The 17,544-nt window shown below is 68.8% G+C and carries 16 protein-coding genes; 8 read left to right on the top strand and 8 right to left on the bottom strand.

Going from position 1 to position 17,544, the window contains the following annotated elements; translation table 11 throughout:
• The first annotated feature begins 3 nt into the window (after positions 1-3).
• From VHL31_RS07860 to VHL31_RS07845, 4 genes are read left to right on the top strand one after another with little or no spacing between them, the layout of a single operon-like run.
• Complete coding sequence (locus tag VHL31_RS07860; RefSeq protein ID WP_329660654.1) at positions 4-666, top strand: hypothetical protein; 663 nt, start codon at positions 4-6, stop codon at positions 664-666.
• Positions 663-2,261 (top strand): glycosyltransferase family 39 protein, encoded by a 1,599-nt coding sequence (locus VHL31_RS07855; protein WP_329660653.1) that lies wholly within the window; start codon positions 663-665, stop codon positions 2,259-2,261. Before VHL31_RS07860 ends, VHL31_RS07855 begins: the two co-directional genes overlap by 4 nt.
• Positions 2,258-3,274, top strand: a complete 1,017-nt coding sequence (locus VHL31_RS07850) for a glycosyltransferase family 2 protein (RefSeq protein WP_329660652.1) — start codon at positions 2,258-2,260, stop codon at positions 3,272-3,274. The genes VHL31_RS07855 and VHL31_RS07850 overlap by 4 nt, the downstream gene beginning before the upstream one ends.
• Positions 3,271-4,218, top strand: coding sequence for a lysylphosphatidylglycerol synthase transmembrane domain-containing protein (locus VHL31_RS07845; RefSeq protein WP_329660651.1), 948 nt, complete (start codon positions 3,271-3,273; stop codon positions 4,216-4,218). The genes VHL31_RS07850 and VHL31_RS07845 overlap by 4 nt, the downstream gene beginning before the upstream one ends.
• Positions 4,219-4,263: 45 nt before the next feature.
• On the opposite strand, the gene VHL31_RS07840 is transcribed toward VHL31_RS07845, so the two are convergent.
• The 5 genes from VHL31_RS07840 to VHL31_RS07820 form a co-directional block, all read right to left on the bottom strand.
• A complete protein-coding gene (locus VHL31_RS07840) occupies positions 4,264-4,983 on the bottom strand; it encodes a glutathione S-transferase family protein (RefSeq protein WP_329660650.1) in 720 nt (239 codons plus the stop codon).
• Between the two features lie 178 nt (positions 4,984-5,161).
• The gene (gene sthA / locus VHL31_RS07835) at positions 5,162-6,550 is read right to left on the bottom strand and encodes a Si-specific NAD(P)(+) transhydrogenase (protein WP_329660649.1); all 1,389 of its coding nucleotides are present in this window, start codon (positions 6,548-6,550) and stop codon (positions 5,162-5,164) included.
• Between the two features lie 191 nt (positions 6,551-6,741).
• Positions 6,742-7,410, bottom strand: a complete 669-nt coding sequence (locus tag VHL31_RS07830) for a trimeric intracellular cation channel family protein (RefSeq protein ID WP_329660648.1) — start codon at positions 7,408-7,410, stop codon at positions 6,742-6,744.
• On the bottom strand, positions 7,410-9,392 hold the full coding sequence (locus VHL31_RS07825) for a hydantoinase/oxoprolinase family protein (protein WP_329660647.1): 1,983 nt from the start codon (positions 9,390-9,392) through the stop codon (positions 7,410-7,412). The genes VHL31_RS07830 and VHL31_RS07825 overlap by 1 nt, the downstream gene beginning before the upstream one ends.
• A 12-nt stretch (positions 9,393-9,404) precedes the next feature.
• Positions 9,405-11,981: a DUF2339 domain-containing protein gene (locus VHL31_RS07820; RefSeq protein WP_329660646.1), complete on the bottom strand. Its 2,577-nt coding sequence runs from the start codon at positions 11,979-11,981 to the stop codon at positions 9,405-9,407.
• Positions 11,982-12,121: 140 nt separating this feature from the next.
• Here VHL31_RS07820 and VHL31_RS07815 point away from each other — a divergent pair, with 140 nt between their 5' ends.
• Positions 12,122-13,378, top strand: coding sequence for an MFS transporter (locus VHL31_RS07815; protein WP_329660645.1), 1,257 nt, complete (start codon positions 12,122-12,124; stop codon positions 13,376-13,378).
• Here the strand turns inward: VHL31_RS07815 and VHL31_RS07810 are convergent.
• The 3 genes from VHL31_RS07810 to def form a co-directional block, all read right to left on the bottom strand.
• Positions 13,360-14,148, bottom strand: coding sequence for a sulfotransferase (locus VHL31_RS07810; RefSeq protein WP_329660644.1), 789 nt, complete (start codon positions 14,146-14,148; stop codon positions 13,360-13,362). The two genes, VHL31_RS07815 and VHL31_RS07810, sit on opposite strands and share 19 nt — an antisense overlap.
• Positions 14,149-14,266: 118 nt before the next feature.
• The gene (locus VHL31_RS07805; RefSeq protein ID WP_329660643.1) at positions 14,267-14,941 is read right to left on the bottom strand and encodes a COQ9 family protein; all 675 of its coding nucleotides are present in this window, start codon (positions 14,939-14,941) and stop codon (positions 14,267-14,269) included.
• Positions 14,938-15,465 carry a peptide deformylase gene (def, locus tag VHL31_RS07800; protein WP_329660642.1) on the bottom strand — a complete coding sequence of 176 codons (528 nt, stop codon included), beginning with the start codon at positions 15,463-15,465 and terminating at the stop codon, positions 14,938-14,940. The genes VHL31_RS07805 and def overlap by 4 nt, the downstream gene beginning before the upstream one ends.
• 152 nt (positions 15,466-15,617) lie before the next feature.
• On the opposite strand from def, the gene rpsU reads away from it, so the two are divergent.
• From rpsU to VHL31_RS07785, 3 genes are all read left to right on the top strand, one after another.
• Positions 15,618-15,857 (top strand): 30S ribosomal protein S21, encoded by a 240-nt coding sequence (rpsU, locus tag VHL31_RS07795; protein WP_329660641.1) that lies wholly within the window; start codon positions 15,618-15,620, stop codon positions 15,855-15,857.
• 260 nt (positions 15,858-16,117) lie between these two features.
• Positions 16,118-16,876: a phosphoadenylyl-sulfate reductase gene (locus tag VHL31_RS07790; RefSeq protein ID WP_329660640.1), complete on the top strand. Its 759-nt coding sequence runs from the start codon at positions 16,118-16,120 to the stop codon at positions 16,874-16,876.
• Positions 16,873-17,385, top strand: a complete 513-nt coding sequence (locus VHL31_RS07785) for a hypothetical protein (protein ID WP_329660639.1) — start codon at positions 16,873-16,875, stop codon at positions 17,383-17,385. The genes VHL31_RS07790 and VHL31_RS07785 overlap by 4 nt, the downstream gene beginning before the upstream one ends.
• Positions 17,386-17,544: the final 159 nt, after the last annotated feature.

Below are 17,544 nucleotides of genomic sequence, written 5' to 3'. Positions count from 1 at the left end.
CGCGTGTGGGGGATCCTGACGGCCGACCGCAACCCGTTCTACCGCCTCTGGCGGGGCGACCTCCCGCTGTCCGGCGTGTTCTGGCTGCTGGGGATCGTCCTGCGGTTCATCCTTTGGGGCGGCACCTACGCCCTCTTGTTCCGCTATTCCTCCGCCTTCCTGATGAGCGGCTACGGCTACTACCTGCTGGTGGGCTGGGGCATCGCCCTGCTGCTGATCGAGTTCGTCCTCAACGTGGCGATCTGGCGGAGCGCCAGCCGGTATCCCGGACGCAAGGTCGTCGGCAAGGCGGCGAAGTACGTGGTCGTCGTGCTGACGCTGATGGCGATCTCGAACAACTACATCTTCGTGGCGCGGCTGAAGAACCTTAGCCTGACCCGGCAGGAGGTGGGTGCGCTGAACAGCGCGCTGCCGGTGATGCTCGACGACACCATGCGCCTGGACAGCGTCGTGGTCCGCCGGGGCGTGATCATCTTCAACTATACGCTGACCGGCACGGGACCGGCTACCGCCGACCTGGCGGCCGTGACGCGGACGATCCGGTGCAAGCCGGAAAATCTCGGCCTGCTGGATGCCTTCCGCGCGTCATCATCCATCTACAAGAACGAGCACGGCCAGATCGTGGCCGCCTACAGCATCGCGCGCGCGGATTGCAACGAGCCTTGAGCAGCATCACGACCGGCGGGACCAAGACGGCCCGTCCTCCGCATCCCAGGCAACCGGTCCGCACCGCCAGGGTCGCACCGTCGCAGCATGCTGCGGTCCCCTCCCTTGCCGACCGCCTGGTCCACCCAGGGAACGTGGCACTCATGGTGGGCCTGTGGCTCGGCTCCCACGCGCTGCTCAGGCTGTGGCTCGGTGCCACGCTCGGCATGGACGATGCGGAGCAGGCACTCTCCGCGCAGGCCTGGTCCTGGGGCTACCGGACCGAGCAGCCGCCTTTGTTCACCTGGATGCTCCTCCTGCTGGAGCCCCTGTTCGGCCAGGGGATCCTGCCGATCACGATCCTGCGCTACGGCTTCCTGGCCCTGTTCTGCTTCGCCTTCTGGCATGCCGCCAAGGCCTGGCTCGGCGACAACCGCCGCGCGGCGCTGGCCCTCTCGGCCCTGCCCGCCATCTACACCTTCGGCTGGTACGCCCAGGTCGACCTCACCCACTCCACGGTCCTGGCCGCCGCCATGTCCGTGCTGCTCTGGCTGGCTGCCCGCTTCACGAGGACGCCGGCCTGGAGCGACTACCTCCTGCTCGGCCTGACGGTCGGTCTGGGCATGCTGGGCAAGTGGAACTTCGTGATGGCCGGCGCCGGTTTCGCGGTCACGGCCCTGCTGCTGCTGCCCGAACTGCGGCGGGCGCTTCTCCATCCGGGCACCCTCCTGGCCATCCTTCTCGCCGTGGTCATCGTGCTGCCGAACGCGCTCTGGGTCCTGGACCACAAGTCGGTCGAGGCGGCGGGGGCCGCCGTGCTCATCCGCGAGCCGATCAGCCGGCTGGAAAGCGTCCTGGACCTGGGCAAGGCCATGGTGGCCTTCCCGCAGCCCTGGCTGGTGCTGGCCCTGCTCCTGTTCTGGCCGATGCTGCGCCGGCGCGTCCAGGCGGGACCGTTCACGCGCCCGCCGCTGCGGGTGCTCGGCACCTATGTCCTCGTGACGATCGCTTTGCATGCGCTGCTCGTGCTGCCGTTCGGCGGCGTCGACTTCAGCGAGCGCTGGATGATCGTGCCGTTCCTGCCGCTGCCGATCCTGTTCGCCGCGCTCTTCGACCCGGATGACCTGCCGATCGGCCGCTGGCTCGTGGTAGCGGCGGTCCTGGTGCTGGTGACGCTAGGTCTGCGGCTTGGCATCCAGCTTGGCGGCGGCGACCGCTGCTCCGGCCGCTGTCGGACCCTTATGCCGTTCGCCGAACTCAGCGCTGCGCTGAGCAGCGCCGGCTTCAAGAGCGGAACGATCGTAACCGACGACCTGCACCTCGGCGGCAACATGCGGGTACGCTTTCCCGAGTCCCGGGTGGTGGACATGACCGCACCGCCCGGCGTGTTCGGGCCGCCCAAGGGTGATGGCCAGTGCCTCCTGGTCTGGAACAGCCAGCCTGAGCGAACCACCCCGCCGGCGAGGCTGGCCGAGGGTGCGGCCGCCGCGCTGGGCGTCGATCTCGGCAAGCCCTCATCGGTCGGAACGGTCATGGCGCTCTATCCCGGGGCCATCCACAAGCGCCTGTCGTTGGGCTATGTGCTGTTCGCACGACCCAATGGCGAATGCCGATGACACCGTCGTTCCGCATCGTACCTGCCGACAGGACGGCACCACTGCCCGGCGGCCGGCCCGAGCCTGCCGCCCTCGACTTGGCCGTGATCGTGCCGATCATGAACGAGGTCGGCACGATCGAGCAACTGGCGGAGCGGATCCTGGCGGTCTGCCGGGAGCACGCGCTGAACCTCCGGGAGATCCTGTTCGTCGACGACGGGTCGACCGACGGGTCGTGGAAGGTCATCGGCGAGCTGGCAGAGCGGCACGAGCAGGTCCGGGGCCTGCGGCTGCGCCGCAACTTCGGCAAGGCGCTGGCCCTGGATACCGGCATCCGCAGCTGCACGGCCGCCGTGATCGTGACCATGGACGGCGACCTGCAGGACGATCCGGCCGAGCTGCCGAAGTTCATGGCCGAGATCGCGGCAGGCATGGACGTCGTGTCCGGCTGGAAGCAGGTCCGCCACGACCCCTCCCACAAAACCTTGCCGAGCAAGCTGTTCAACTTCATCACGGCCAAGGTGTCGGGCGTGCCGCTGCACGACTTCAATTGCGGCTTCAAGGCATACCGGCGCGAGGTATTCGAGGACATGCGGCTCTACGGCGAGCTGCACCGCTTCGTGCCGATGCTGGCGCACGGCCAGGGCTTCGTGGTGGGCGAGCTGGTCGTCACCCATCACCCACGCCGGCACGGGCGATCCAAATACGGCTTCACGCGGCTGTGGCGCGGCGCGCTCGACCTGCTGACGGTGCTCACGATCAGCCGCTACAGCCAGCGCCCCGGCCACCTGTTCGGCGGGGCCGGCAGCCTGATCGCGCTCGCCGGGTTCCTGATCCTGCTCTACCTGACCTCGCTGAAGGCGTTCACGGGCGCGCTGATCGGGCACCGGCCGCTCCTGCAGCTCGGCATGCTGCTGCTGATCGTGGGCGTGCAGACGGTGCTGTTCGGGATGCTGGCGGAGCTGATCAACGCCCGCACGCGACCCGCCGATACGCGCAACCTCATTCGTGCCCGGACCGATACGCCGCCGTGAACCGACGCCAGATCCTCGGCACGGTCGCCGCGATCCTGCTGACCGCGGCCTTTGTCTGGTGGCTGGCCGGCAGCCGCCTGCTGGAGCCCGTCCTGGTCACGCTGCGGCAGGCGGCGTTGCCCTACCTCCTGCTGATCCTGCCGCTCGTGGTGATCCTGCAGCTGGCCAGGGCCGCCAGGTTCGTGCTGCTCTTGGACCGAATGCGCGCCGGCGGCCTGCTGGCGACGTTCCAGATCTCCTGTGTCCACATCGCGCTCAACTTCCTGCTGCCGTTCAAGCTGGGCGAGGCGGCGTTTCCGCTGCTGGCACGCCGGCTGATGGGGGTGGGCCTCGCATCGGGCACCAGCACCCTGCTCACCGTACGCCTGCTCGACCTGGGAGCGCTGGGTACGCTGCTGGCATTCTCGGCCGCCCTGGCCGTGCCCGATCTCGCTCCCTACCGATGGCTGCTGGTCGCGGGCAGCGTCCTGTCGCTCCTGGCCCCGCTGGCCCTGCTGATCCTGGCCGGCCATGGCCAGCGCCAATGGGGCCGGCTGGCGGCGGTGGGCGAGGTGCTGGCAAGGGCAAGAAGCCACGGCACGTTCGGCAAGATCACGCTCCTGTCGGTGCTGGTCTGGGCCTGTCACGCCGGTGCGGCCTACCTTTCCTTTTTGGCGGTCAACCAGTCGGTGCAGCTTGCCGCCGCCGCTTTTGCAGGTGCCTCGGGCAACCTGGCCTTTGCCCTCCCGTTTCAGGGGATCGCTGGCGTCGGGCCGGTGCAGGCAGCATTCGCCTGGGCCGCCGTGCTGTGCGGCGTGGCGCTGGAGCCAGCGGTGGCGGCAGCGATCGCCTGCCATGCCAGCCTGCTCGTGTCAGGCTGCCTGCTGGCATTCATCGCGATCGCGCTCGAACCCCGCTTGCGCGTCTGGCAGCGCCGGGTCGTCGCCGATCCGCCGGCGCCCTGACCGGTCGGCGGATGCGAAGGCGGCCGCCGTTCGCCCTTCAGCCTTTCACCCCTGGCTCGCCAAGGTGCGCACGGCGAGGCAGTGCTCCACGAGGTTCGGGGCGGCCAGCACGGCCTGCTTGAGCGGCGTGTCGATGTCGTAGAAGTAGATGTTCGCGACGAACCCGTGGACGGTGGCGTCCGCGGCGTGGACCTGATCGCCGAACACGAACGGCCCGTCGCCCAGCAGTCCGGCCAGCGCCTGCAGGTCACGCACGCCACGCTTGTAGGCAGCCGCCGGTTCGTAGCGTCCGATCCCCTGGTAGTGGTAGCGCTGGAAATTGTAGGTGCGCGCGGCCTCCAGCTGATCGGGCCGGAGATCGCCGTGCGTCCTGAGCAGTTCGTCCCGAAAGCTCGGCCAGAACCGCTCGTCGGCCCAGCGCGAGTAGGACATCACCCAGTAAAGGTCGTCCAGCATCCGCCGGATCATCAGGTCGGTCCGCCGCTGCTCGTCCGTCAGGCCCCGGTCGATCGTCAGGTCGAACTTGACGGTGAGATGCTCGATGATGTCGTCGCTGTCGCCGATCACCACGCCATCGTCGTCGAGATAGGGCAACTGTCCACGCGGCGCGTTCGTCGTGTCGACGATGTGCGCCTGGCGAAACTCGACATTGCACAGCTTCATGAACGTCGCGACCTTCAGGCCATACGGGTTGTTGTCCGACTGTCCGTAGAGCTGCGGGTAGGAATAAAGCGTGAGCGCCATCGGCCGGTTCGCCTTCGTCATCTTGCCGTCCTGCCGGCCTGAACCCATTCCACACCGGGGATGGATGAAGCCCGGACCCTCCGCTTCCGCCGACAGCCGGTCAAGCGGATTGCCAGCCGTGGACGGGCTGGTCCGGCTGGAGCAGGGATCGCGCTGGCGTGGCGACGAGCCAGCGGCGCGGTGCGCCTGGCCTCGTGGCTTACGCCTTGGGCATGCGGTTCCAGGCGTCCAGGGCGGCGATCTTGTAGGCTTCGGCGAGTGTCGGATAGTTGAAGGTGTTCTCGATGAAATAGTCGAGCGTGCCCTTCAGGTTGAGGACGGCCTGGCCGACATGGACCAGCTCGGTGGCCCCCTCCCCCACGATGTGGCATCCCAGGAGCCGGCGGGTCTTGAGCGAGAAGATCAGCTTCATCATGCCGGAGGTGAGGCCCATGATCTGGCCACGCGACGTTTCGCGGAATCGGGCGATCCCGGCCTCGTAGGCGATCCCGCGCTTTTGCACCTCGTCCTCGCTCAGGCCGACCGTCGAGATCTCCGGCACGGAGTAGATCCCGTAGGGGAAGTACTCGGCGGTGGTGTGGGCGGTGTGGCCGAAGGCATGGCAGATCGCCGTCCTTCCCTGCTCCATGGACGTGGAAGCGAGGCTGGGAAAGCCGATCACGTCCCCGGCGGCGTAGATGTGCGGTACGCCGGTCTGGAAGGTCTTTGGATCGACACTGAGCCGACCGCGATGGTCGAAGGTCAGCCCGCAGGCGTCCAGGGCCAGGCTGTCCGTGGCGCCGACCCGGCCGGCGGCGAAGAGCACCATGTCGGCCAGCACGCTGCGGCCGTTCTCCAGGCGGATCGTGCAAGTCTCGTCCTGGGTCCTGATCGAGGCGACCTTCGAGCCGAACCGGAAGGTGACGCCGCGGTCGCGCAGGTCGTGGGTGAAGTCCTCGATGAGCTCGCGGTCGATGAAGTCCAGCATGGTGCCGCGCGGCTCGATCAGGGTGACGCGGACATCGAGCGCGCTGAAGATGGTGGCGTACTCCACGCCGATCACGCCTGCCCCGACCACGGCCAGATGCCTTGGCAGCCGGGTGATCGTCAGGATCTCGTCGCTGTCCACCACCTGCCTGCCGTCGAACGGGACGTCGTCCGGCCTGAACGGCCGCGTGCCCACGGCGATCATGAAGAAGCTGGCCGTGAGCACGTGGCGCTCGCCTTCGCCGCACACGACCTCGATCCGGTGCTTGTCCAGGAAGCGGGCGGTGCCGCGCATGGTCGTGACATTGTTGCGGGCGAACTGGTGCTCCAGGACCTCGACCTCGTGGCTGAGCGTGATGCCCAGCCGGGTCAGGAGATCGTCCGCACCGATCTCCTTCTTCACCCGGTAGCCACGGCCATAGAAGCTGCGCTCGCGCCAGCCGGACAGGTTGAGCACGGTTTCACGCAGGGTCTTGCTGGGGATCGTACCGGTATGCACGGATACGCCGCCGACGCGGCGGCCCTTGTCGACGACGAGCACGGACTTGCCGAGCTTGGCGGCCTGGATGGCGGCCCGCCGCCCGGCCGGTCCGCTGCCGATCACGATGAGGTCATAATGCATGCCGAAGGCCCCAACGCAGGATCCGCGTTCATCGATCTCTCTTGCGGCACGACTGCAGCAAGGACTGTGCCGTCCGCCAGCGCTGGCGCTCCGTGGAGATGCCGGCATGACAGGATGGGACCGGCGTCAAGCCCCAGGACTCCCCGGGCGGCAAGAACTGCCGGGACGTTCCTGCCGCCGGGCAAGAGGCTTCAGGGGTCGTGCGGCCTGGTCCGCCCGGCTCGCGGCAGGCTCCAATGGCGGTAGATGGCCATCGCGCGCAGGAACACGCACGTGGCGATGCCCGCGAGCATCGAGGCGGTGACCGGCACATCCAGCGCGTGGCCGGCCACCACCAGCGCACCGCCGGCAAGTGCCGCCGTGGCGTAGATGTCGGAATGGAGGACGATCGGGGTACGGCCGGCCAGGATGTCGCGCAGCATGCCGCCGCCGATGCCGCTCACCATGCCGAGCACGGCCGCCATGACGGGATGGACGCCGAATGCCAGCGCCTTGGCGGTACCCGAGACGGCGAAGATGCCAAGGCCGATCGCGTCGAACAGCTGCACGGGGTTGCGCAGCGTCTCGATGAGCGCAGAGGCGTAGAAGGCCAGCACGCCGGCAGCCGCCGCGACCGCCAGCGAGTGCCATGACCGGATCGCATCGGGCGGCACGTCGCCGATCAAAAGGTCGCGCAGGATCCCGCCGGAAACGGCGGTCACGAAAGCCAGGACCAGCACGCCGAATAGGTCCAGCCGTCGCCGCACGCCAAGGACCGCCCCGCTGACCGCAAACATGAAGGTGCCGGTGAGGTTGAGGACCGTGGCCAGGATCTGGACGGAGGAGACGAGGTCGGGGAACTGTGCCAGGTCCACCGGCACTAGGCGAGGCCCGGCCGTCCGGACGCCGTGGCGGTCACGACCGCCTCGACGAACAGGGAGCCGCCTTCGATGCCGTCGACGACCGTGACCTTCTCCTCCACCCGCACCGCGATCTCGCCGGCACCCGCCTGCTCCGCCCTGGAACGTGCCTGCCGCTCGGCCTCCGCACGGGCAATGCTCAGCGCGTCCGCCAGGTCGTAGGTGTCATAAGGCCCCGCCTGCCGGTGGACCCGCAACCGCTGGTGCTCGACCAGCCCGATCGTGACCGTCGCATGCTGGACGACGTCGCCCGCCACCGCACCCACGGCGTTGCTGACATGGGCGAAGGGAGGAATGACCGCCTCGGTGCCAAGGCGCCTGCAGGCCTCGGGGTAGAAGAGCCGGGCGGGTGCGCCTATTGCCACCACCGGCAGGTGCAGTTCCATGCGCGGCCGGACCAGTCCACCCCGTAGCGCGGCGACGGCCTTGTCCAGCAGGGTCTGCACCGCTGGTGCCTCGGCCGAAGCGAAGCCATCCTCGGCGAAGGCGGCGTTGAGGAGGGCCCGCGCCGTCTGGCGGACCGCCAGATCGACGACCGTCCGCGCGAACTGCTCCGGATCCTGCAGGCCCGCATCCTTGCCGGCCAGCGATTCGTAGCGCCCGCGCAGGGCCGCCCCGAGGCGGGCGCCCTCGCCGTTCCAGTTGGACTGCAGCCCCAGCACGTGGGCGGCATCGGAGGGGGTGAAGGCGGCGCGGATCACGAGGCCCCGATCGACCAGCCTTGCCAGCGGACGCTCGGCATGGCGGCGCTCGCACAATTCGTCGAGCGACAGAGGCCCGTCTTCCAGCCAGTCCCACACCTCCCGCTGCAGGCGCGGCAGGGTGCCGGCATCGGGAAGGGCCCTGAGGCGCAGCGCGAACATGCCATCCAGCGGCCGCCAGAACGGGCGCTCCAGCTGGGCCTTCATCTCGGCGAGAACAGCCGGATGCTGGTGCGCCAGCAAGGACAGCGGCATGGCCCGGCGAGGACCCAGCACCAGCCGCTTTTCCTCGTCGCGCCGCGTCTCGCTGTCGCCGCCAAGCCCCGAGGTATGGACGGCGATGGCCTCGACCATGGTGCGGAACCGGCCGACCCTAGCACCTTGGGCATCCAGTTCGGGCCGGCCGTTCTTCAGGAAGGCGATGTCGGTCGTGGTGCCGCCGATGTCGGAGACCATCACGTCCTTCAGGCCGGAAAGATGCGCGGCACCCACCACGCTGGCGGCGGGGCCGGACAGGATGGTTTCCACTGGCGAGCGCAGCGCGGTGGCGGCCGTCACCAGCGAGCCGTCCCCCTTGGTCACCATCAGCGGTGCGGTGATGCCAAGGCCGATCAGGAAGCCGCGCACGCCCTCGATGAGACGGTGGATGTCGCCGATCAGGCGGGCATTCAGGAGGGTGGTCAGGGCGCGCCTGGTGCCGTCGAGCCTGGCGGTCAGCTCGTGCGAGGAGGTGACGGGCTTGCCAGTGACCGACGCCAGCAGTTCGGCGGCGCGGCGCTCATGGGCAGGGTTGCGGACGGCGAAATGGCCGGTCACCGCGAACGCGTCGACCCTGGCTGCCACCGCGGCGGCATCGGCCAGGAGCTTCGCCTCGTCGAGCGGTGCCTGGGCCATGCCGCTGGCATCGTGCCCGCCGTCGATGAACAGGACGGGATCGCCGCGCAGCGCCTCGTTCAGGTCGGCCCGCTGCAGGGCATCCGCGCCGAACCCGATCAGCACCAGGGCCACCGGGCCGCCATGGCCCTCGACAAGCGCATTGGTGGCGAGCGTGGTCGACAGCCCGACCAGGCCGATCGGCGGCGTGGTCTCCCCCAGCACGCGCTCGACGGCCTCCCTCACACCGATCGTCAGGTCGTGCTTGGTGGTAAGCGCCTTGGCCGCCGCCACCACGCCCTGGTCTGGGTCGAACAGCACCGCATCCGTGTAGGTGCCACCTGTGTCGATGCCGAGCCGAAATGCCAATGTTCCGTCCATTCAATGCCCGACGACCGCCGTCGCACGGCGGTCGTCGGAGAAAAGCCGCTGATAGGCAAGGCCGACGCCCACCAGCGTCATGCCGAGGCCGAGAAAGGCGGCGGCGCGCCAAAGCCCGGTCAGGTCGCCAAGGTCCTGCAGGAACACCTTGAGGATCGCCAGGACGAGCACGGCCAGGGCGGCCAGGCGCAGGTCGCGCAGGCCGGTGACCATGCCGACGACCAGCAGGCCCACGCCCGCGGTGATCAGCCAGGCCGAGTAGAGCCAGTTCTCGGCCAGCCGCACCGGGTCATCGCCCCAGACCACCGAGCCTGCGAAGGAGCGGCGGATCTCCAGGACTGGCCAGGCCAGGAACAGGAGCAGCGCCAAGGCAGCCCCCAGCCGGAGGGCTGCCAACGGCAGGGAGATGCGGTGCCGCCAGAGCATGAAGGCAAGGCCGATCGCGGGCATGGCAAGCAGGAGCAGGAGCGGGTTCAGGACCGGCACGTCCACCACCCGCAAGGCCTCCCCGTCCAGGATGCGGAACGCGGGATGCGCCAGGCAGGCGAGCGCCATCATGCCGGAAAGGACGACGGCGGCCCGGATCAGCCTGCTGGGCGGCCGCAGGGCCAGGGTCAGCGTGGTCAGGGTCAGGGTCGCCACCTGCAGCGACGGCTCGAGCAGGTCGTCGTGGCGGTCGCTGGCCACACCCACCGCGACGACCCGCATCACCGCGACGATCCATGCGACCGCCCCGGCTGCCGCAAGAGCGTCGCGCGTCCATGGCGGGTCGAGCCTGGCGCCGCCGGCGAAAGCAGCCAGGATGAGCAGGGTCGGTGCTCCATAGCTCCAGATGGCGGCCCCAAGGCTGGTCTCGATCAGATCACGGGGGCCAAGATCGGCCGCCTGCCAGAGCAGGCGGCCGGCCACGATGCCGGCCAGCACAGCGGCCGTCCTGGCCAGGGCCGGGAGGTGGATCCGACGCTGGATCAGGACGAGCGCCACCAGTTCGATGGAAAGCGCCACGGTGAGCCAGCCGAGCGACAACGCCATGGTCAGCCCCAGCGCCAGCGTGCCCACCACGCCCAGCGCGAAAGCCGCCAGTGCCGGTTCACGGCCGGTGCGGCGGGCGCTGCGTTCCGCGGCCAGCAGGAACAGGGCCGCCATGACCAGGGCCACCACGGTCCAGCGCGGTGCAGCGGTGAAGCCGGCGATCCGGCCATAGGCTACCACCAGCAGGGCGAGCGGCACGGTGACCGCCAGTGCCGCAAAGCCACCGGGCCGCGGCGTGCGCATGGCACCGAGCCAGCCGACCAGGAAGAAGCCGAGCGCCATGGCGGCGCAAAGGCGCGCGAACGGCAGGTGCTCAGGGGCCAGCAAGCGCCAGCCGGGCGTGCCGATGACGTCCTCCCCGATCACTTCCGTGATCGGCGTGGCCATCCACGGCAGGGCCAGGACGGCCGCGACCAGGACCACCGACGCGGCTGCGGCAAAGGCGACGTGCAGCGGTGCCCGGCCCAGGAGCGTGGCGGCGACCAGGAGGATGGCGAACAGCGATAGCGGCCATGACGAGGCGCTTGCGGAATCCATGGCGGCAAGGGTCGTGACCGCCATGAGCAGCGCTCCGATCCACGTTCGCCCTTCGAGCCCGACCATGACGGCCAGGACACGCCGGATCGGTCGACCCAGTCGGGCAAGGCTGGGCCGCGCCAGCCAGACGGGCAACGCCGTCGCCGCCAGGGCCACGAGCGGTGCGAGCGCGACGCCGGCGTCGCTGCCGGCCATCAGGATGACGCCCAACGGAATGAGGCCCAGCAGGTCGAGGGCCAGCAGCCAGGTCCAGGGACGGAATCGCAGGGTGAGGGCCAGGACGAGCTGGACAGCGATCAGCCAGGTGGCGAAGGCCGGCGCAGCCGGCGCGTCCGTCGTGACCAGGACGGGTGCCAGATAGCCGAACGCCAGCGCGATGACGGCCAAGAGGGCACCGTGATGCCAGGCGAGGAGCAGGGCCACACCCGCGGACAAGGCCATGGCGCCCAGGGCTGCACCTGGCGGGATCAGGGCATAGAGGTCGAAGGCGGCCCAGCTGGCCCCGAACAGGGCGGCGACACCGCCCGCGGCCAAGGCTGATGCCGCGTGCGCCGTCTGCGCCGGGGTCAGCCGCAGGCGATCGGGGCGCTTGCGCAGGAACTCGGCAGCCAGGATCAGCAGCATGCCGACGAGCAGGCCCAGGCCCACGCGCGGGATCGGCCCGATCAGGTCCTGCTCGATCGAATACTGGACGATGAAGACGCCGCCCAGCGCCAAAGCCAGGGCGCCGACCCAGACCAGCCAGCGCTGTCCAAGGCGGCGCTCCAGGTCCCCACCAGGCGGGGTGAGCGGGATCGGCGAGGATTCCGGCACCGGGGCTGGCGATGGCGTCGCGAGCGCAGGATCCCCGTCGGGAACGGCCCGCAGGTCCGGCGTTGCGGTCGGGACAGGCTGCAGCGCGCTGGCTTCGAGGGCTGCCACCCGTGCGGCCAAGCGCAGGATCTGGTCACGCTGGCGCAGCCACATGACCAGCCCGGCAACTACCACGATCAGCCAGAAGATCTCCATGCCGCCTCTTTCACACAGTCGGGTCGACGCTTGCGTGGTGCCGCAGCCTTCAGGGGACGGCTGGAGCTTCACCCGGTAGATTGCCGATCCATAAAGCAACCATCGGGCGTGCAGCAGGGCGGATCAACATGGGACGTACGTTGTTATCCGCGTGGTCGCTACTGCTCGGCATGGCCGTGCTGATGCTGGGGCATGGGCTGCAGGGCACGCTCCTGTCGCTTCGCGCCGCCCTGGAAGGCTTCGCGCTGCCCGTCACCGGCATTGTGATGTCCGGCTACTACCTGGGGCTGGTGGCTGCACCCTTCATCGTGCCGCACTTCGTGGGCTCGGTCGGGCATGTGCGGGTGTTCGCCGCGCTGGCCTCGCTCGCCTCCACCACCATCCTGATGCACATCCTCTGGGTCGACCCCGTCACCTGGTTCTTCCTGCGCTTCGTCACGGGCATGGCGCTTTGCGGGGTCTACATCACCGCCGAGAGCTGGCTGAACAGCAAGGCGGACAACCAGACCCGAGGCGGCCTGTTCTCGGTCTACATGGTCATCCAGACGGCGGGGTTCGCCGGCGGCAACTTCCTTCTTAACCTGGCGCCGGTGCAGTCATGGATGCTGTTCGTCGGCGTCTCCGTCCTGTTTTCGGTGGGGCTGGTGCCGCTGCTGCTGGCCGACAACCAGGCCCCTCCCCCGTCGCGGCCGACCCATGTCGGCTTCAAGGAGCTCTGGCGGCTCTCGCCGCTGGGGCTCGTCACCATCTTCGGGATCGGGATCGCGCAAGGCGGGCTCTACGGCATGGGCCCGATCTGGGCGCGCCAGTTCGGCATGTCGGTCGGCACGGTCTCGATCTTCATGGCAGTCGTGCTGATCGGCGGCGCCCTGTTCCAGTGGCCGATCGGCCGCCTGTCGGACTGGATGGATCGCCGCATCGTGCTGGCGATCGTCAGCTTCGGCGCGGCGCTTGCATCGGTGCTGGTGCTGGCTGCAGGGCCAAGCGCCGAGACCCTCGTCCTCGTGCTGTTCTTCCTGTTCGGCGGCCTCAGCCTGCCCATGTACTCGCTGGGCGTGGCGCATACGAACGACTTCATGCGACCCGACCAGATGGTGGGGGTGAGCGGTGCGCTCCTCCTGGCGAACGGGCTGGGGGCAGCCATCGGACCGACCCTGACCTCGTTCATCATGGAGCATTTCGGCATCTATGCCTTCCCGCTGATGCTGGCCCTGGCGCACGCGGCGATCGGGCTGTTCGCGCTCTGGCGGATGACCCGGCGGCCGGCGCCGACGGCGGCGGAGCGCGGCCCTGTCCAGGCGATCCCGGCGGGCAGTCCCTACAGCACCGTGCTCGCCCAGGAAGTGAGCGCGGTGCGCCGCGAGGGGCAGGAAGTGCGTCAGCCGGCCGAGGCGTAGGCAGGCTCCGCTCGGCCGACGACCGTATCCATCGATGGATAGCCCAGGCGCATCCCGACCTCGCGGCAGGCATCCCACACGGCTTGCGCCTGCTCGTCCGTTCCCTGCCAGCCTGCGACGCGGCCGGCACGGTAGCGCATCGGATTGACGCTCTTCATCGTGGAGAAGCTGGCGACCCTCGGACGGTCCACGGGCAGGCCCAGATAGGCGCCGATGGTGCGGACGGTCGCTTCCGGGTGCCCGGCATGTCGTTCATAGGCGATACGGACCAGAGGCACCTCCACGTCCAGCCATCGCTCGTGATAGTCGGCGAATCCCAGAAGGCCTGCATGGCCCTCCGTCGCCAGCACCTCGGGCGGGATGGAACGGTGCGCCTTCTGTTCCTTGGTCAGGCAGTGCCAGGACCAGCAGGCGGCCAATGGGTGGCGCACCATCTGCACCACCTTCTCGCCGGGCAGGTAGCTGGCGAATGGCGGCTCGTGGGTCTTGAGGTAGTAGGTCACGCGCTCGGCAGCGAGCTCCGCGCGCCGCTCCTCGGTCAGCCAGCCAAGCCAGCCCGGCAGCAGCCCGACCTTGGCGCCGAGGTGGAAGATCTGCGGCTCGTCCGGGTCGATGATCACACCGTGCTTGGCGGTCATGATCTTCGTCCAGGTCGCCAGCCCGGAGGCGGGCATGTAGGGATCGGTGACCGTCACGCCCCAGTTCAGCCAGAACAGGTCGCGGAGCACGCTGTTGCCACAGCGCGGCCATGTCGCGACATAGACGATCATCCCGTCCTTCCGAGGAACAAGCCGTTACAGGCCGCCCGGCGGGACGGCTGACGCCAGATACGTCACGGCATGGTCACATGGGAAGATGGAGCTGGGAAGATGAGGTTGCGAGAACCGGTCAGCTGCGCGTGGGGCGCAGCGGCTCCCTGCCCATGAAGACGCCCAGCCCCGGGATGCCGCGCAAGGTCGTCTGCAGCCGGCCCTTGAGCTTGGCGATGCGCATGACGTCGTCGATGCGCCGCCCGAGGAAGGCCTGCGTCTCGGCGTCGTCGTCGCTGCGGTCCTCCAGCCAGAACAGAAAGGCGGCGATCCAGACGCCCGACAGGAGGCCACGCCTGGTCCAGTAGTCGAACTCGGCGGTGGTGCCGCGGTCGCCGGCGGCCCGCCAGATATCGTCGGCCCCCGACCAGATCCGCCGACCGGTGGCAAATAGGTTGTGCGGCAGAACGCCCGCCGCCACCGCCCGCCGCATCGCCTCCTTGTGCCCCTTGAGGATGTCGAGACGGACCGAAACGAGCTTCGCGATCCGCTCGCGGATGCGCAACTTGGTCAGATCGACATCGGCTAGCCGCTCGGTTGCCTTTCGGTCCAGCCAGTGGCCCAGCCACGCCAGGAGGCTTTCCTGTCCCTGCGGGAAGAGACGACGCGCGGTGATCGACGTCATGCCCAGGTCGTGCGCGGCCGCATTCAGGCTCTTGCTGCCCCAGCCGTCGAACGGGACGTGCTGCAGGACCATCTCGAACAGGCGGTCCTTCTGGACGGCTTTCAGGGCCAGCGCCTCGTCGGACTTCATGGCTCGTTCTCCTCCGGATCCGGCGGCATCGCATCGACGAATGCCAGAGAACGTAGATTGTCCATCCGCATCGGGTAGAGGATGCCGTCGAGATGGTCGACCTCGTGCTGAAGGACCCTGGCGAACAGTCCCTGGGCTTCGCCGCCGATGGCGGCACCGTCGAGGTCGCGCCCGGACCAGCGCACCCGGACAAAGCGCGGGACCTCGCCGCGGAGCCCGGGAATGGACAGGCATCCCTCCGTCGCCTCTTCCACCTGCTCGCCCAGCGGCTCCAGCTCCGGATCGACGATGATCAGCGGCGCCACCTCGGGCTGGCTGCCGCGCTCGGACAGCGGCAGCACCACGATGAGCCGAAGCGAGCGGCCGACCTGGGGCGCCGCGATCCCGATCCCTTCCTCGGCATGCATGGTTTCCACCATGTCCTGGGCCAGTTCGCGGATCTCGGGCCCGATCGGCAGGCCGACCGGCTCGGCGACGGAAAGAAGCACGGGGTGGCCCATGCGCAGGACGGGAAGTACGGTCATGCCGGGCATCTACCGTGGCGCCTTCCCTACGTCACGCGACGTTTGCCTATCCGGCTCCTCCTGCCGATAGCCTGCCGCGCCAGCCAGACATTGCCCGGCCGGTAGGACGGTGGTATAGGGCCCGCCGCGTCGGCCGCGAGCGTGGCCGCGGCATGAGTCATTTGTTTTCGCCGAGGAGAACGGTCATCGTCGAGGTCCAGGTCCGCGACAACAATGTCGATCAGGCTCTGCGTGCACTCAAGAAGAAGATGCAGCGCGAGGGTCTGTACCGCGAGCTGCGCATGCGCAGGCACTACGAGAAGCCCTCCGAGCGTCGTGCCCGCGAGAAGGCAGAGGCGGTGCGTCGCTTCCGCAAGCTGATGCGCAAGCGCGCCGAGCGCGACGAGCTCTGAGGACGCCCTCCGTCCCATCCTGACTCGGGCGACCGTCCGCGGGGATCCACCCGCGGCTCCCTTGTGTTGGAGCGTGGCCATGGAGTGCATTGGTTAGCCCGCCGGGGCGACTCGGCGGGCTTTCTCATGCCGTCGAATGGATATACGATACTTTTCTGTTGTATAGATCTTATTACCTGTAGCTTTATGAAATATCGTTCGCTGCTCCAATGCCGTTGGCGTATTTTCCGTCTCCGAGCCACTGCGTCCGGAGCTTTCTCATGCCGCAGGCAACCATTCTCGAAGCGGGCGAACGCCTGAAGGCCATGGGCCCCGTCGAGCGCCGCGAAGCGCTCCTGGGCAACTACGGCCATCTCTGCGGCCAGGATCTCATCTCGTCGTTGCTGGGCCCCAAGGCCCCCCTGCGCGGCCAGACCGCGCTGGTCTCGTCGTTCGGCGCCGAAAGCGTCGTGCTGCTGCACATGGTGTCCCAGGTCGACCGGGACATTCCGGTCATCTTCCTGGACACGCTGGCCCATTTCCCGGCGACGCTCGCCTATCGCGGGCTGCTCGTGGAGCAGCTGGGGCTGCGGGACGTGCGCGACGCCAGGCCCGACCTGCGGATGCTTGGCCGCATCGACCCGATCGGCAACCTGCACGCCCACGATCCCGATCTCTGCTGCCATTTCCGCAAGACCGAGCCGCTGGACGAGGCGCTCTCCGGCTTCGACGCCTGGATCACCGGTCGCAAGCGGTTCCAGGGCGGTGCCCGCGACAACCTGCCGGTGTTCGAGGTCGAGGACGGCAGCGGGCGGATCAAGATCAACCCGCTCGCCCAGTGGTCCAGCGAGGACCTCGAAGCCTATCGGGCCAGCTATGACCTGCCGGCGCATCCACTGGTAGCGGAAGGCTACCGCTCGATCGGCTGCGCACCCTGCACGCGCCCGGTGGCGGAGGGCGAGGATCCCCGTGCCGGCCGCTGGGCCGGAACGTCCAAGACCGAATGCGGCATCCACGTCTCCCATGGAGGGGGCATATGAGCACGCTGACCTCGCCGGTGATCGACCGGCGCCGCCTGCAGGTTCCGTCGAGCCCGACGGAGCCTGCACCGAGCTTCGACCTGTTCGCTGCCGATGAGGTCGGATGGCTCGAGGTGGAGGCGAGCTCGCGGCTGGGTGCGGCCGGCAGGCCGCTGACCGTGCTGCGCCCGCACGAACCAACGCCCTTAGGCAAGCTGGCGCGCGACCCGCGCCTGCTGGACCTCGCGACGCGCCTGGCTGGCAGTGCTCGTGTGCTTGTCGCGATAGAACTCGGCCGGGCGGCTGACCTGCGCCACCGGCAGCTCGGCGACACGACCCTGTTCGTGGAACTGGGCGGTCCGGTGCGCGGGCAGCCCGGGACGGTGCATGGGAGCCTGGACGACGTGCCGTCGTCGACGATGACACTGGCGGTGGGGTTCAACTGCAGCTGGGCGGAAGCACGGCGAGGCGCGCCAGCCCGTCAGCAGCTCGAAGACCTCTGGCCGCCGGCAGCGGTGGTCGCAGGCTGAGCCGTTCCGCGGCGGCGATTTGGCTCTGGCGAGGACGTATCTAATACTTTACAAAATCCGTCGGGTTTATGATTTTAGGCGGTAAAGAATGTGCGGGCTGAACCGTCATTGGGCACAGATCCTGCTGTTCATGGGGGCGCTCGCGGTGATCCTGCCGTT

The organism is Geminicoccus sp., assembly GCF_036263595.1.
In the GTDB taxonomy this organism is placed as follows: domain Bacteria; phylum Pseudomonadota; class Alphaproteobacteria; order Geminicoccales; family Geminicoccaceae; genus Geminicoccus.
This window is presented reverse-complemented; position numbering and strand designations above follow the sequence as displayed.